General features: G+C 34.2%; 14 protein-coding genes. All 14 read right to left on the bottom strand.

What is annotated here, in order from left to right; translation table 11 throughout:
* Positions 1–87: 87 nt before the first annotated feature.
* The 14 genes from ISP08_RS07600 to ISP08_RS07665 all read right to left on the bottom strand — a co-directional run bounded on the left by ISP08_RS07600 (position 88) and on the right by ISP08_RS07665 (position 17329).
* A complete protein-coding gene (locus ISP08_RS07600) occupies positions 88–1761 on the bottom strand; it encodes a glycerol-3-phosphate dehydrogenase/oxidase (protein ID WP_195718228.1) in 1674 nt (557 codons plus the stop codon).
* Positions 1762–1903: 142 nt separating this feature from the next.
* On the bottom strand, positions 1904–3406 hold the full coding sequence (glpK, locus tag ISP08_RS07605) for a glycerol kinase GlpK (RefSeq protein WP_048794023.1): 1503 nt from the start codon (positions 3404–3406) through the stop codon (positions 1904–1906).
* A 154-nt stretch (positions 3407–3560) separates the two neighbouring features.
* Positions 3561–4379, bottom strand: coding sequence for an MIP/aquaporin family protein (locus ISP08_RS07610; RefSeq protein ID WP_195718229.1), 819 nt, complete (start codon positions 4377–4379; stop codon positions 3561–3563).
* Positions 4380–4706: 327 nt separating this feature from the next.
* Positions 4707–5240 (bottom strand): glycerol-3-phosphate responsive antiterminator, encoded by a 534-nt coding sequence (locus ISP08_RS07615; RefSeq protein ID WP_048794025.1) that lies wholly within the window; start codon positions 5238–5240, stop codon positions 4707–4709.
* A gap of 12 nt (positions 5241–5252) precedes the next feature.
* A complete protein-coding gene (gene mutL / locus ISP08_RS07620; protein ID WP_195718230.1) occupies positions 5253–7160 on the bottom strand; it encodes a DNA mismatch repair endonuclease MutL in 1908 nt (635 codons plus the stop codon).
* Between the two features lie 12 nt (positions 7161–7172).
* Positions 7173–9770, bottom strand: a complete 2598-nt coding sequence (gene mutS, locus ISP08_RS07625) for a DNA mismatch repair protein MutS (protein ID WP_195718231.1) — start codon at positions 9768–9770, stop codon at positions 7173–7175.
* Positions 9771–10026: 256 nt separating this feature from the next.
* Positions 10027–10521, bottom strand: a complete 495-nt coding sequence (gene thiW / locus ISP08_RS07630) for an energy coupling factor transporter S component ThiW (RefSeq protein WP_267904778.1) — start codon at positions 10519–10521, stop codon at positions 10027–10029.
* 34 nt (positions 10522–10555) lie between these two features.
* Positions 10556–10921 carry a YlbF/YmcA family competence regulator gene (locus tag ISP08_RS07635; RefSeq protein ID WP_195718232.1) on the bottom strand — a complete coding sequence of 122 codons (366 nt, stop codon included), beginning with the start codon at positions 10919–10921 and terminating at the stop codon, positions 10556–10558.
* Complete coding sequence (gene miaB / locus ISP08_RS07640; protein WP_195718233.1) at positions 10921–12477, bottom strand: tRNA (N6-isopentenyl adenosine(37)-C2)-methylthiotransferase MiaB; 1557 nt, start codon at positions 12475–12477, stop codon at positions 10921–10923. Before miaB ends, ISP08_RS07635 begins: the two co-directional genes overlap by 1 nt.
* 190 nt (positions 12478–12667) lie before the next feature.
* Positions 12668–12964: a thiamine-binding protein gene (locus ISP08_RS07645; RefSeq protein WP_048794030.1), complete on the bottom strand. Its 297-nt coding sequence runs from the start codon at positions 12962–12964 to the stop codon at positions 12668–12670.
* A 131-nt stretch (positions 12965–13095) separates the two neighbouring features.
* A complete protein-coding gene (locus ISP08_RS07650; protein WP_195718234.1) occupies positions 13096–13713 on the bottom strand; it encodes a poly-gamma-glutamate hydrolase family protein in 618 nt (205 codons plus the stop codon).
* A gap of 85 nt (positions 13714–13798) precedes the next feature.
* Positions 13799–14665 (bottom strand): 2-oxoacid:ferredoxin oxidoreductase subunit beta, encoded by an 867-nt coding sequence (locus tag ISP08_RS07655; RefSeq protein WP_048794032.1) that lies wholly within the window; start codon positions 14663–14665, stop codon positions 13799–13801.
* Positions 14666–16426 (bottom strand): 2-oxoacid:acceptor oxidoreductase subunit alpha, encoded by a 1761-nt coding sequence (locus tag ISP08_RS07660; RefSeq protein ID WP_195718235.1) that lies wholly within the window; start codon positions 16424–16426, stop codon positions 14666–14668. It abuts the gene before it with no gap.
* Positions 16427–16537: 111 nt separating this feature from the next.
* On the bottom strand, positions 16538–17329 hold the full coding sequence (locus ISP08_RS07665; RefSeq protein WP_195718236.1) for a TIGR00282 family metallophosphoesterase: 792 nt from the start codon (positions 17327–17329) through the stop codon (positions 16538–16540).
* Positions 17330–17481 lie beyond the last annotated feature (152 nt).

A 17481-nucleotide genomic window follows, 5' to 3' on the forward strand; every position in this document is an offset into this window, starting at 1 on the left:
TAAAAAAAGTTACTCTAGAAAGGAAAATCCTAACTAGAGTAACTATTAAATATAAAATTTTAGCGAAAAACAAACTGCGTTAATTTATTATTCTTTGACTGCTGGTTGATTGTTACCAGTTTGTGCTTCGTCGATTGCTTTTTCAAGTTCTTTAGTATATAAGTCTTTTTGAACTTCATTGTAACCTAATAATTCAGTCATAACGTTGATAACTTTTTCTTTATAATTTAAAACATCTTTGATGTTGAAATAAAGTTTACCAGTACGACGAATTAAGAAGTCTGTTGGTTTAAATACCATTTCATTTTGAATTGAGTAAATAAGTTCAGTATAAATATCAAGTGGTAAACCACTGTCTTGATTTTTAGCTGTTTGTGCAATTTTGAATAAGTCTTCAGCATTTGAACCATATTTAGATGCAAAGTGACGTGCTGTTTGCTCATCAATTTGGTAAGCTTTTGCTTCTTCAACTTTTTGTTCGATGAAGTTTTCGAAGTTTGCACTGCCACCTACGTCACCACCAGAAATTTTCAATTCTTTAGTAGCACAAGGTTTGAATTTAAGTTTGTATTCTTCTTTTAAGCGTTTAGCTAATAAATCAACAATTTCTAAAGCCATGTGACGGTAACCAGTAAGTTTACCACCAGCAATAGTTAGTAAGCCTGATTTACCTTCCCAAACTTCATCTTTACGAGAAATTTCAGAAGGATCTTTTCCTTCTTCTAAGATAAGTGGTCTTACACCAGCCCATGATGATTCAATATCACTATCTGATACGTTAACATCAGGGAACATATAATTTATTGCATCGATTAAATAATCTCTATCTTCTTGAGTTGCTAATGGTGAAGTTTTATCGTTGTCGTAAAACGTATCAGTTGTACCAACATAAGCTTTACCTTCACGTGGAATAGCAAAAATCATACGACCATCTTTTTCAGTATCAAAGTATACTGCTTGGCCTAATGGGAATTTAGATTGGTCGATTACTACGTGAATACCTTTTGTTAAACGTAATTGTTTATTATTACGTGCATAGTCACCACTACGTACTTCATCTACCCATGGACCACTAGCATTGATAACTTTTTTAGCTTTGATAGCATAAGTTTCACCATCAAGTTGGTCTTCAACATGAATACCATTTACTTTTTCGTTGTTATCGTATGTGAAATGCACAGATTTAGTATGATTAATAATAGTTGCGCCTTTTTCTTCGGCACGTTTCATAACTTCTATTGTTAAACGCGCATCATCAGTACGATATTCAACATAAGAACCGCCACCTTTAAGGCCGTCTTTTTTAACTAATGGTTCTTTTTCTAAAGTTTGCTTTTTGTTTAACATTGTTTTACGTTCAGCTTTTTTTACGCCTGCTAAACGATCGTACATAGTTAAACCAATAGCTGTAGTGAATTTACCCATGCTACCACCTTTATGCATTGGTAATAACATACGTTCTGGTGTTGTTACGTGTGGACCATTTTCATAAACGATTGCACGTTCACGACCTGTTTCAGCAACGACACCAACTTGTAGTTGTTTAAGGTAACGTAATCCTCCGTGAACTAATTTTGTAGAACGTGAACTTGTACCTTGAGCAAAGTCTTGCATTTCTACTAATGCCACTTTCATACCACGATTACTAGCATCTAAAGCAATACCAGCACCTGTAATACCACCACCGATAATTACTACATCGTAATTATCTTCTTTTAAATTTTTCTTAACCTGTTCTCTTTTTAGTGTAGATAAACTCATAAACTGAGCGCCTCCTATAAATTAAAAAAGCAGAGACCTATCCTATACATATATTATTGTACGAACAGAGTCTCTACTTCTCATGTGTATTATTAACTTACCCATATTGTAGCATAGTTAATTATTAAAAGTCTAATTAAAGTTATTCTTCATCTAATTTAAAAACTTGTGTTGCTTCTACAGCTTTTTGCCAGCCTTTATATAATTTCTCGCGTTGTTTTTCTTCCATCTTAGGTTCGAATTTTTCTTCAAGTTTCCAACGATTAGCAATTTCATCTTTACTACTCCAGAAACCTACGGCTAAACCAGCTAAGTATGCAGCACCTAATGCTGTTGTTTCGTTAATTTCTGGTCTTTCAACGCCAACATTTATTAAGTCCGCTTGGAATTGCATAATAAAGTTATTTTTAACTGCGCCACCATCGACACGTAAGTTGTTTACTTCGATTTGTGAGTCACTATTCATAGCTTCTAGAACGTCACGTGTTTGATAACATAGTGATTCTAGTGTTGCACGAATAAAGTGTTCTTTTTCAGTACCGCGAGTTAGACCAAAGATCGCACCACGAGCTTCAGCATCCCAATATGGCGTACCAAGACCAACAAATGCTGGTACAACATATACACCTTCAGATGATTCAACACGTTCAGCATAGTTTTCAGTTTGTGGCGCAGAGTTAATCATGCGTAAGCCATCTCTTAACCATTGAATTGCTGAACCTGAAACGAAGATTGAACCTTCTAACGCGTAATTTACTTTACCGTCTAAACCATAAGCAATTGTTGTTAATAAACCATTTTTAGATGCTACGGCTTCTTCGCCAGTGTTCATTAACATGAAACCACCTGTACCGTAAGTGTTTTTAACATCGCCACGGTTGAAACATGCTTGACCAAATAATGCAGCTTGTTGGTCACCAGCGATACCTGCGATTGGTACTTCATGTCCGAAGAAATGATAATCGATTGTATTCGCATATACTTCACTTGATTCTTTAACTTCTGGTAACATGCTTTCAGGAATTTCTAAAATATCTAATAATTCTTTATCCCATTCTAAATCATGGATGTTATAAACTAACGTACGACTCGCATTAGTGTAATCTGTAATATGCGCTTTGCCGCCTGATAATTTCCATACTAACCATGAATCGATTGTACCGAATAATAAATCGCCATTTTCAGCTTTTTCTCTAGCGCCATCAACATTGTCTAAAATCCATTTAACTTTAGTACCTGCAAAGTATGGGTCTAATAATAAACCAGTTTTTTCACGGAATTTATCTTCTAGGCCTTTATCTTTAAGCTCCTGACAAATACCTTGTGTCTGACGAGATTGCCAAACGATTGCGTGATAAATTGGTCTGTTTGTTTTCTTATCCCATACAACAGTAGTTTCACGTTGGTTTGTAATACCAATACCAGCAATTTGTTCTGGGCTTATATCATTTTCATTAAATACTTCTGCAATTACTGCTAAAACAGAAGTCCAAATTTCGTTAGCATCGTGTTCAACCCAACCAGATTTAGGGAAGAATTGTTTAAATTCACGTTGCGCAACTCCCTTAATCGTACCGTCTTGATTAAATAAAATCGCTCTAGAACTAGTAGTTCCTTGGTCTATAGATAGAATATATTTTTCCATAATAGTCTAACTCCCTTTCTCAATTTCATCTCTTATACGTTCAATAACCATTTTAAAGTTAAATAATTCAATATTAAAGTTTTTTGCTATAAATTCTATTTTTCATAATTAAATTAACGTTATATCATTTACTGTAACATGTGCTATTACTTAATTAATAAATTGATTCTATATCTTTCTTTTTATTGTTTTTGTTCAATACAATACCTAATACTAATGTAATGATTACTACGATAAGTCCAACGACTGATGCAACATCAAAGTCGCCTTTGTAGAACAATCTATAAACTACTGCACCAAGCATACCGCCTGCGACTGGACCTAATACTGGTACGATTGCATATCCCCAATTTGATTTCCCCTTACCAGCGATTGGGAAGATAGCATGTGCAATACGTGGGCCTAAGTCACGAGCAGGGTTAATAGCATAACCTGTTGGTCCACCTAAACTTAAACCAATTGCGATAATTAAACCACCAACAATAAGTGGATTTAAGCCGTCAGCAATTTTGTTAGTACCGATATATAATAATGCTAAAGTAAGAATCATAGTACCAATAATCTCACTGATAAAGTTAGCAAAGTAGTTTTTAATTGCTGGTGCAGTTGAGAATACACCTAACTTCGCATCTTGATCTTCTGTAGCTTTCCAATGTGGTAAATACATTAACCATACAAGCATACCACCAAATATACCGCCTATAATTTGGCAAATTATGTAACCTGGAACCATTCCCCAAGCAAGTTGTCCATCCATTGCCATTGCTAATGTAACTGCTGGATTCAAGTGCGCACCTGAAATATTACCTACTGCATAGGCACCCATTGATACTGCAAGACCCCAACCTACTGCGATAACGATCCAGTCAGCTCCAAAGCCGCCAGTTTTCTTCAAATTGACATTGGCACAAACGCCGCCACCAAATAACACTAAAATTGCTGTTCCCAAAAATTCAGCAAAATATACACTCATAGAGATTCCTCCTAAAAAAGACAAAAAGACTCCTACAAATTAAAGCCAGTTGAACCACCGGTTTTCTCCCTTGTAGAAATCTCTCATCTCTGTTCTATTATTAACTTAATTTAATCTTACACTTATTTTGTAAGCGTTGTCAACAAATTCGTAAAAATTTTGTCACATTTAATTTTTGAATATCTAATTATTAGTGTTATAAAATTTTTTATTTACAATTAAATGATGCTATTTATCAAAGGTTCAAACCTCAAAGTTTTATAATACCTATATGATTACTAATTAAAAAAAGACCGCTAAAGTTTTCACTTTAACGGTCAAAGGTTTTTACCATAAACTTCGATCGCTCGAAGTTATATATTTTGCACCAGATTTCACTGCTTGTATTACTTCATCTTGTTCTTTAATTAAACCACCGGCAATTACTTTTGCATTTGTTTCATCATCAATGACCTTAATAGCTTTACTTGCAACTCCAGGTAATACTTCGACGAAATCAGGTTCAACTCGGTTGATTAACTCAATACTACGCGTTAATGCATGGCTATCAATGACAAATACTCTTAATATTGACGTCGTATTCAACGCTTTAGCTTTTTTGATCACTTTAGTTTTTGTAGAAACGATGCCTTTAGGTTTATAATTTTGAATAATATATTCGCATGCAAATTCATCATGGCTCATACCTTTAATTAAATCAATATGGATATATGTTTCTAAATTATTTTTATTTAGTAATTCCATGATGCTTTTTAGATGCCCTATATGTGTATCCAACAGTACACACTCTTTATAATCTGTATTAATCAGTTTTTCTAAATCCTTCATTGTTCTAATTGCAGGTAAAATATGTTGTTGCATTGATTATGCCCCCTACATTATTCGTTTGAATAGTCGTTCTATTTCATAATTACTAAAATTAATTATAATGGGCCTGCCATGCGGACAAGTGAACGGATCTTCTGTTTCTCTTAACTGGTCTACTAAATCGGCCATTTCGTTATTTTTTAAATAATGATTGGCTTTAATTGATTTCTTACAACTCATCATAATTGCCGCTTCTTCACGAATTTTATTAATGTTAACTTTTTTATGTTCTAACACGTATTCAATCATGTCTTTAATAATTTCCTCGGCTTCAGCTTTAGGAAACCAAACTGGATAACTATCTACAATATAATCATGACCACCAAATGGTTCTAATTTCACGCCTACTTTAGCAAGTTCATCTTTATATTGTTCGATAATCATGAGTTCATCTTTTGAAAAATGAAAAGTTAGCGGTATTAATAAATTTTGTATTTCATTAGAAACATCGCCTATCTTCTCTCTAAAGTATTCATATTTAATACGTTCTTGGGCTGCGTGTTGGTCTATCATAAACATGCCATTTTCATTTTGAGCAATAATATAAGTACCATGCACTTGACCTACGACTTCCATATAAGGTACTCGTCTCGTCGGAGAACTCGTAACGTTATCTTTCACTTCATCCTCATAATTGATAGTATTATCCATTTCTTCATGGGCGTCAAAGTCTGCTAAAACTTGTCTTTGCTGCGCCTGATAACTATCAACATCTTCTCTTATATTATCACTCGCTGTACTCGTCCACTGGTTGTCGTCTTGTTGCTGTGAAGTTTCTTCGACATTGTCCATTGACTGTGTAGTTGGTTCATCTTGTTCTTGACGAGCATTTTGACGTTGTTGATCAAATTGAATTTTTTGTTGTTCAAATTGATTTAACACTTTATTTTTTTTATTGATTTTATCAATATCATTGTGCGGAATTAATACTTTATCTTTGAATGCATCTTGAATTTTTTCGACTATTAATTTATATAATTGCTCTTCTTTTGATAAGCGTACTTCTAACTTAGTTGGATGCACATTCACATCTACCAATATGGGATCCATCGTGATATTAATATAACAAATGGGATAACGACCTATAGTTAATAACGTATGATAACCTTCTAAAATAGCTTTATCCAAAATAAAGTTTTTAATATAGCGACCATTGATAAAAATAGAAATATAATGTTTATTACTTCGTGAGTGCTCTGGTTTAGCAACAAAACCTTCTAAATGATAGTCACTTGTATCACCAGATATATGGACTAAATCTTTGGCCACTTTCATACCATATATTTCGGCCATTACTTCGTTTGTTTTGCCTGATCCATTTGTATGAATAATCGTTTTACCATCAGCCACTAACGAAATACGTATATCGGGATGACTCATTGCCATCCGATTAATAATATCGGTAATTTTGCCTAATTCAGTATATAAACTCTTTATATATTTTAATCTCGCTGGTGTATTATAAAATAATGACTCAACTCTGATATCCGTACCACGCTTAGCTTTAGCAGGTTTTTTATTTAAAATGGCTCCATTTTCCGCGTAGATTTCATGTCCTTCTTCATTATCAGTACACGTCTTCAAAGTCACCTTTGCAACAGACGAGATACTAGCTAATGCTTCTCCACGGAATCCTAATGTTCTAATATGGAATAAGTCGTCATCTTCGTCTAATTTACTCGTTGCATGACGATGAAAGACCAAGTCTAAATCATCTTCACTTATACCTGTGCCATTATCTACAACTCTAATAGAAGCTACACCTGATTCTTCTACTTCTATATTAATTTCTGTTGCATTAGCATCGATAGCATTTTCTAGTAATTCTTTTACTACTGAGCCGGGTCTTTCTACAACTTCACCCGCAGCAATTTTATTTGCTAGTGAGGTTTGTAATTCTTTAATTTTACCCAATAAAACTCACCTCTATTTCAATTGATTTTGTAATTCATTTAATTTAACCAATGCTTCAATAGGTGTCATATTTGATAAATTCATATTTTTTATGGTTATTTCCGTTTCACTCTCTTCCGGTTGTTGTTCAAACAATTCAAACGCCGCTTGTTCAAATTGATTGTTATTAACTTCCGCTTCTTCTTTAGAATCGAACTGCGAGTCATCCTCAATTTGTGACGCTTGTTTAGTAACTGAGTGATTAGCGTTATGTTGTTCAAATTGTGTTAATATAATTTGAGCCCTATTGATAACTTCTTCAGGTAAATGGGCTAGTTTTGCTACTTGTATTCCATAACTATCATCTACGGCACCATCTTTCACCTTATGCAAGAAGATAAGTTCTCCTTTATATTCGTTAGCAGCCACATGGACATTTTTTAAACTCGATAGCGTTTGATCTAATGTAGTCAATTCGTGATAGTGTGTAGAGAATAACGTTTTTGCTTTAGATGTATGGGCTACATACTCAATCATTGATTGCGCTAATGCCAAGCCATCATAAGTAGAAGTACCACGTCCGATTTCATCAAAGATAATTAAGCTATGTTCAGTCGCATTGGCTAATGCTTTTTGTGCTTCTAACATTTCTACCATAAATGTACTTTTACCTGACACTAAGTCATCGGCTGCACCAATACGTGTAAATATTTGATCGAATATCGGTACGATTGCTGAACTACATGGAACATAAGCCCCCATTTGAGCCATAATACTTATAATCGCAACTTGACGCATATAAGTAGACTTACCAGACATATTTGGTCCTGTAATAAGATAAATAAATGTATCTTGATCTAATTTACAATCATTTGGCACATAGTCATTATGATCCATTACTCGTTCTACAACTGGATGACGAGAATCTTCTAATTGCAATGTTTTATCCTGACTAAAGGTCGGTCTCACATAATTATACTTTTGCGCAATTTCCGCAAAGCTTTGCAGACAATCCAGTTCCGAAATAATTTTAGCTTGCTGTTGTAGCCTTTCCGTATAAGCCTTAATATGTTCACGTAATTCACTGAACAATTGATATTCTAATTCAATTGCTTTGTCTTCCGCACCAAGAATAATATCTTCTTTTTCTTTTAACTCATCAGTTATAAATCGTTCCGCGTTAGATAATGTTTGCTTACGATTATAACCAAATTGACTCGGCTCAAATCCTTGTAAATTGGCCCTAGTAATTTCAATAAAGTAACCGAATACTTTATTGAAACTTATTTTAAGTGATTTTATCCCGGTACGTTGTCGTTCTTTACTTTGTAACTCAGCCAACCAAGACTTCCCATTTTGTGATGCCTCTAAATATTCATCGAGTTGCTCGTTAAATCCTTTTTTGAACAAGCCACCATCTTTTACAGAAATTGGCGGTTCTTCCACAATACTATTTTCTAATACAGTCAATAAATCATCCAACGGTTCTAATGCCTCAAAATGAGCAGGCATTTTCTCATCGAAATCATTAAGCAAAGCTTTGATATTAGGGATTTCCATAATTGAATGTTTAAGTTGGATTAAATCACGTGCATTTACATTACCGTAACTCACACGTCCAACTAAACGTTCAATATCATACACTTGGTTTAAATATCCACGCAAAGTATCACGTTCGATGAAATGCGTAATAAATTGTTCAACCGTATCTAAACGCGCGTTTATTTGTTGTTGATGAATTAATGGACGATCTATCCATTGCTTTAATCTTCTCGCGCCCATTGGTGTTTTCGTTTCATCCATTAACCAAAGTAAAGTACCCTTTTTTGACTTTAATCTAATACTTTCCGTTAGTTCTAAATTACGTTTAGCGTAAAAATCCATTTTCATAAAGTCGACCGCTTCATATTTTGCAACGGATTCTATATGAGACAAATCTCTTTTTTGTGTGTGATGTATATAATCTAATAACAATTGTGTCGCAGTATACATCGCTTCATCTTCTAAATGATTCACACCGTATTTCATATCTGAAATTGTTTCTGATACAGTTATTGTTTCTGTAGTTAAATTAATTTGTCTTTGTAATGGTTCTGGTATTGGTTTATGAACGACAATCTCATTAGGATTAATCGTTGTAATTTCGTTTATTAAAGTCGCTTCATCATCAAAATGCGTAACTTTTAATTCACCAGTTGAGACATCACAATAGCTTAGTGCATAATGATCGCTATTATAAATAAAACTTAAAATATAATTATTTTGCGTATCGTCAACACCACCGTGTTCCATCACTGTACCTGGCGTTACAATTCTTACAACTTCTCTTTTCACCATACTTTTGGTTAATTTAGCATCTTCCATTTGCTCGCATATCGCAACTTTATAACCATTGTTTATTAGCGTTTCAATATAACTATCCGCTGAATGATACGGTACACCACACATAGGTATCGGGTTTTCTTTTTTAGCATCTCTTTTTGTTAAAGTAATTTCTAGTACTCTTGATGCTTCTTTTGCATCTTCAAAAAACATTTCATAAAAGTCGCCTAGTCTAAAAAACAATAAACAGTCCTGATATTGCGCTTTAATTTTTAAATATTGTTGCATCATTGGAGTTTCATTTGCCATCTCTATAGTTCACAATCCTTTTTCTTCTATATGCAATAGCATAATATTTATAGTTTATGTATATATGACATTGTTATTTTTCTCTATATATTTAACTCTTAAATTTTAACATAAAAACGTCTTGAAACCTATTTATGCTAATTTAAAACAAACCATAATATAATTAAAAAACACGAGACTTTTAATTAACTTTTCGCTAACCTAAACTTTTTAGGATACGCAAAATTAAATGTTAAAATCTCGTGTCGTTTAATATTTATGATAAGAATTTTTTTAATAATCCTTTACGTTTTAAAATCATTAAAATGATGTAGCTTATAACGGAACCGATAACACTTGAAACTATAAATGCTAACATTAAAGGTTTAACGACAAAGTTATCTAAACCTATAATCCAAGCTACTGGAATACACATTAAGCTACCAATAATACCCGTACCAATAACTTCTCCTACCGCAGCCATAAATATATGCTTACGATAATAATAAAAGCCACTTGCAAGTAATACACCGATTACACTACCAGGAAAGGCAAAGGCACTACCTGTACCAAAAATTAATCGTAGCACTGATGAGATAACAGCTTGCGCCAGTCCAAACCAAGGCCCAACAAAAACGGCACATAATACATTGATTAAATGCTGAACCGGGGCAGCTTTAATTGGTCCTAATGGAATAACTACGATACTACTTAACACAACATTTATAGCTATAAACATCGCTGTTAATGTTAATTTTTTTGTGTTGTTCAACTTAGTTTCACCCTTCCCTCTTACGACTCACATCTTATTCGTTGTCGTCGTTTACATGTAATCGATTCAATTGATCAGCCATTGTGCTAATCATCATTTGCAATAATTCATTGGCTTCATATTGTAAGGCTCTAAACTCTTCAACGATGGGCAGTGCATTGATATCTTGCTCAATCCCACTTATTTTACCCTCTGATTGTTTCAAAGCTTCAGTTTTACCGTAATTTTGTAAATTAACCGATTGTTTTTGATTGCGCTTTAACTCTTTCATACGCGCTTCAATATTAATGTTGTTATGAATTTGTTGTTCTACATCATGATAGTCACGTACTGTATCTAATGATTGAATTTTCGCTACAATGTCATCTGCTTCAGCTAAAATATCTTCTTTACTATACACTAATGGGTCACCACAGCTTTATTAGTTTCTTCAATAAATGTACCATTCAATGAATATTGTTTTGCTTCATCTATTCTTACTTTTACTATTTTACCAATCATAGATTTAGGTGCCTTAAAGTTTACAAGTTTATTCTTTTCAGTATATCCAGATAATACGGCATCATCTTTTTTACTTGTTCCTTCACAAAGTACATTAACTGTAGCGCCTTCGTATTGGCTCATTGCTTTTTCTGAATAATAGCTGACTTTTTTGTTTAATATTTGTAAACGTTCTTTTTTCACATCTTGCGGCACATTGTCTTTCATTTTAGCAGCTGGTGTGCCATCACGTTGTGAATAAATATAAGTATAAGCATGTTCAAACTCGACTTCATCATATAATGTTAACGTTTCTTCGAATTGTTCTGCCGTTTCATTCGGATAGCCAACAATAATATCAGTCGTTAACGCTACATTAGGAATAGCCTCTTTAATGCTATTTACTAATTCTAAATAACTTTCTCGCGTATATTTACGTCCCATAATTTTTAATACTTGGTTATTACCAGATTGTACCGGTAAATGAATATGAGGAACAATGTTTCCACCATTAGCAATCACATCAATCATTCTATCTGTGAAATCCCACGGATGACTTGTTGTAAATCTTACACGAGGAATATCAATTTTTGAAATATCTTCTAATAAATCACCTAAACCATATTCAAGCCCATCTATATCTTTACCGTAAGAATTTACATTTTGCCCCAGTAACGTTATTTCCTGATAACCTTGTCGAGCTAAGTCTCTCACTTCATCGATAATGTCTTCTGGTCGTCTACTACGCTCTTTACCTCTTGTAAATGGCACGATACAGTATGTACAGAATTTATCACAACCATACATAATATTAACCCACGCTTTAATATTACCTGCTCTAACTTTAGGTAGGTTCTCAATGACGTCGCCTTCTTTAGACCACACTTCAACAACCATTGCTTTAGCTAAATAAGCTTCCTCTAATATTTGAGGTAAACGATGAATATTATGTGTACCAAAAATCATATCAACATTTTGATATGATTTTAAAATTTTATTAACTACTGACTCTTCTTGTGACATACAACCACAAACACCAATGAGCGTTTCAGGACGTTCTTTCTTAAGATGTTTTAAATTACCTATTTCACTGAACACTTTATTTTCGGCGTTTTCTCTAATCGCACAAGTATTAATCAAGATAACATCTGCTGTATTGATATCATCTGTGGCTTCAAATCCTAATGCCGATAAGATGCCCCCCATGACTTCTGTATCATGTGCATTCATTTGGCAACCGTATGTTTTAATAAGGAAAGTTTTACCTTTCCCCATATTGCGATATTTTTCTTCTATTTGAAAATCGTCATTGTATTTAATTGTTTCTTTACCACGTTTTTTTGCTTCTTTTAAACTTGGTGGCTGATAAACGTGTTCGAAATATTTACTATAGTCTTTTGTTTCTTTCTTAGCAGCTTTTTTATCACGTTCATCTAATATGTTAATTGAAGTTTGCTTTCTCTGCTCTTCGTTCACTTTACAAAACCCTTTCTATGTCATAGCACGCACAAAACTTCTAAATGAAGCGTTGTTTATCAAGTGCTAGTTATATGCCGTAAACCATTATTATATTATATTAAATTTAATATCAAAGTGCAAAATGAATATAAAATTAAAGTGAATTAATCATACAGTAGAAAATTGATATGGTGCTTGGGGTAAGTTATTAATATTCGTCATATTTACCAGTTAATGTTTCGATCGTTATGCCCTCAGGTACATGATAGAACTTCACTTGGCTAATCGTACTTGGTACTTCTAGCTCAACCATACGGTCATTTAGTTTTTGAATCAAAATTAGACATTCATTCATGTCACCTTGAACTGTAGTATCCAATGGCCCCACTCTATATTGTAAACCTGAATCCTGAATTACCTTGATTGCCTCATCCACATACGGTATAACATCTTCATTGTTAGGCGTTTTAGGAATAATTTGAATACTCATTAATGTATCATCCACGAGCGTCGCCCCCTTATTAATTTTATTTAAGTTTAACAAATAAAGCGCTTTTGAGATAGTTAAAATCGACTATTGCTTATTTTCTTACTATTCATCATTTTAAATAACAAACCGACTTATACAGACTAGCTCTATTGATTCAATATATTCACACAAGTATCGGCAAGTAGATGCATGAGTGGAGACCAATTGTCTTCATTTTCTCTGTTAACTAAATTAAATTTATTATTTTTAAATAATTTTTTACGTAGCGCGGCCGTAATTTCTAATTGTACGCCTTGTGACGTTTCACCTTGATTAACAAAATTATCTTTATCCATACCCGATATATGACGAGGTGCAGGTGCCGCTGTTACGCCTATATCGTTAAACGCTTGTGATAATTTTGCTTTCAACGCTTCATCTAAACCACCGATATATATAGCTTCATTTGTCCCATTACATCCGTGAATTGATAACACTTGTTTTTTTCCTGGTACTAATTGTAATAATTGAGGATCGTCAAAATGTCTCGATGTCACATGTAATTCATTATTTTTATTTCTTTTACACCCTTTAAAAGTATAAAATGAAAAACCACCTTTACGTGCTATAAGTTGAGCAAGTTCAGTTGTACCTCGTTCTATAGCGCCTCCATGGACAGCAGTAATTAGGTTTGGACTCGAATTATCGATGAGCTCAATGCTAAAATCTTCATTTTCTTGATTATACTGAAAAAGTTGCGTCATTGATTTATACTTGTCTACCACACATCATCGTCCCTTCTTTTTATACACATAGCAAAACCTAGAACGTTTTATGGCTAAATCGCTCTAGGTTTACTCACATAGTTGATTATACAAATTGTCCAATTAATTCATTAAATTGATTTTCATCAATTTTGATATCTTTTTTAGCTAACGGTGTTTCGTCTAATTCTGCGATTTGAGATTCATATGATGGTGTTTCTGTATCTTGATATACAATACCTTTTAACAGCGATTCATAAGCTAAAACATTTTGCATTGCTTTTTGCTTATCTGTAACATCATAATCTTCAATATCATCGATGCTTGTCAAATTCTCTTTAAACCAATCATATGTGTTTACTTTATTGTAAGTTACACATGGAGAGAAAACATTCACAAATGAGAAGCCATCATGATTAATCGCATCTTCTATCATTTTTGTTAAGCCTTTAATATCGCTAGAAAAACCTTGTGCCACAAATGTTGCACCTGAAGAAATAGCAATTTCTAACGGAGCTACATTTTGTTCGATGTTTCCTTTAGGTGTCGATTTAGTTATAAAACCTGGTGCTGATGATGGTGAAGTTTGTCCTTTTGTTAAACCATATATTTGGTTATCCATTACAATATAAGTCATGTTCATGTTTCTACGTAATGCATGAATCGTATGACCCATACCGATAGCGTAGCCATCACCGTCACCACCAGAAGCAATAACTGTTAAGTCTTTGTTTGCCATCTTCACACCTTGTGCAAGTGGTAATGAACGACCATGAATACCATGCACACCATAAGCATTAATATAACCAGACAAACGGCCAGAACAACCTATTCCTGTTATTATTGCAACTTCTTCTGGTTCCAGTCCTACATTTGCTGCAGCTTTTTGAATTGCGGCTTGTACTGAAAAATCACCGCAACCTGGACACCAGTTGGGCTTCACATTATTTCTAAAATCCTTAAATGTTGCCACTTAAACCAGCTCCTTAATTTCTTTAGCTATTGCTAAACCTTTTTCTTCTATCTCATGAGGCAAGAACGGCGTACCGTCATATTTCGTTTGATTAATTAATTTATCGCCTAAATTTACGTTCATTTTTAGTATGTTTGCGAGTTGACCTTGATAATTGTGCTCAGCAACTACGACTTTAGATGCTTTATCAACTGCATCTTGGATAATTTTATTAGGGAATGGGTGCAATTGTCTGATTTGTAGATGATTAACCTTGATGTCTTGTTTTTCTAAACGTTCTTTTCCTTCTTGTATTGCACCTTTAGTTGAAATAAAACCTATATATAAAATGTCCGCAGCTGAATGTGCTTCGTCTAACTCAACTGGTTTATTAATTAATAAGTGTTGCGTTTTACGCATACGTTTTTCCATTTGCTGTTGACGGTTATCTGCCGCTTCACTCGTCTTACCTTCTTCGTTATGTTCAACGCCCGTTACGTGATGAATACCGCCTTTTAAACCTGGTATCGGTCTAGGTGATACACCACTGTCTGTTAATGCATAACGTTTGAAGTAAGCTTTATCATCTTCGTCTCTTTCAATGTCACTTTGTAGTAATTCACCACGGTTAATTTCTATTTTATTATAATCTAGTTGTTGTACCGTTTGTTTACCTAATGATAATTGTAAATCACTAAGTACAATAACTGGACATTGATAGGCTTCAGCTAAGTTAAATGCTTCCATCGTTAAATAAAAAGCATCTTCTGCATCTGTCGGTGCTACTACAATTTTAGGAATATCTCCGTGTGTCCCATAAATCATTTGCATTAAATCAGATTGTTCTTGCTTAGTTGGTAAACCTGTAGAAGGACCACCACGTTGCGTATTAATAACGACGAAAGGTGTTTCAGTCATACCAGATAGACCAATCGCTTCCATCATTAAGGATAACCCTGGTCCAGCACTTGCTGTAAATGAACGAACGCCAGCATAGTTAGAACCAATTGCCATATTTGCTGCCGCAATTTCATCTTCAGTTTGTACAACCGTACCCCCAACTTTAGGTAAGTTCTCTATCATGTATTCCATAATTTCTGATGCCGGTGTAATAGGGTATGCAGCCATAAATCTAGAGCCTGCTGACAATGCACCTAACCCAATCGCATCATTACCAATCATATATAAATGAGGGTCTTCATTAGTATTGTCTAACTCGAAGTCACCGCTTACGCTTTGCAATTGTTCTTGCATCAAACGATAACCCTCATTTAATGCTTGTATATTCATTTCTACAACTTTATCGCCTTTCTTTTCAAACATGTTAGTGATTAAAGTTTCAAAAGTTGCAGTATCTAAGTTCATAAGTGAACAAGTAGCACCAACTGCTACCATGTTTTTCATTAATGCTGTGCCTAAATCTTTTGCTGTTGCTGTAAAAGGTAAATCTATTAATTGCGCTTTGCAATCTTCAGGCTTTTCAGGTTTCGCCTTACTGTCTGCAAGAATAACGCTATCTTCTCGCATTTCGTGATGGTTTACTTCAATCGTTTCTTGATCGAAAGCTACCAAAATATCTAAATCATCGCTTATCGCATGGACAGGCGTTGTTGATACTCTAATTTTATTGTTTGTATGTCCACCTTTAATACGACTAGAAAAATGTCTATAGCCATAAAGATAGTAGCCTTTTCGGTTCATAGCTGTAGCAAAGATCTCTCCCGTTGATTCAATGCCTTCACCTTGTTGGCCGCCCACTTTCCATGATACTTGTGATTTCATATCAACTTGCCTCCTAGTGGTAAAATAGTTCATCTTTAATAATACCAAATAAAACCACCCTATTACTATGTATAGCGTGGTTAAAATTTATTTTCATACTAATGGACGATATTAATTAAACGGATGATCGTCATTAATTAACACACGTTCAATATGCTTAGTCTGTCCATTCTTATCTAAATCAATAATGACTCCAGACAATACACTTCTGCCTTCTTCTGGAAGTACATGTCTTTGCGGTAGACTCGTAATAAATCTATTGATTACTTCGTCTCTGTTAATACCTAAAATGCCATCATAGTATCCAGTCATACCGACGTCAGTAATATAACCAGTGCCATTTGGCAGTATTCTTTCATCCGCAGTTTGAATATGAGTATGTGTACCGACCATCGCGCTTACACGACCGTCTAAATACCAACCCATTGCATTTTTTTCTGATGTCGTTTCCGCATGGAAGTCCACGAAAATATAATCCGTTTCCTTCTTCGCTTCTTCAATTAAAGCGTCTGCTTTTTTAAATGGGTCATCTATGTCTTGCATAAATGCACGACCTTGCAAATTGATAATTGCAAGTTTAATGTCATTTATTTGAATAAAACGCATGCCAACGCCTGGCGCTTCATCTGGGAAGTTTGCAGGTCTTACCATTCTTTTGGCATCGTCTATAAAGTCATAAATTTGGCGCTGACCATAAGTATGATTTCCCATAGTCATAAAATCGACGCCTTCTCTTAACAATTGCTTATAAATCTTTTCAGTTAGGCCCTTACCGTGTGCGGCATTTTCAGCATTAACTATCGTGACCGTCGGACGATAATGGTGTTTTAACTTAGTTAAATAAGTACTAATCGCCTCTCTGCCAATTTTGCCAACCAAGTCACCTATAAATAATATTCTCACTGCGAGTCATCCTTTCTCAGTGCTAGTTTAATGCATATTTAAACTTAAGGAAAGTATATTGTAAAAATTTATGCCAGATATTTTGTTTTAAGTTATGTTCATGTGGTAATTGAAATAATGTACGGTTAAAAATAATTTATTAGGAGATGTAA

It is taken from the genome of Staphylococcus lloydii (genome assembly GCF_015775975.1).
In the GTDB taxonomy this organism is placed as follows: Bacteria; Bacillota; Bacilli; order Staphylococcales; family Staphylococcaceae; genus Staphylococcus; species Staphylococcus lloydii.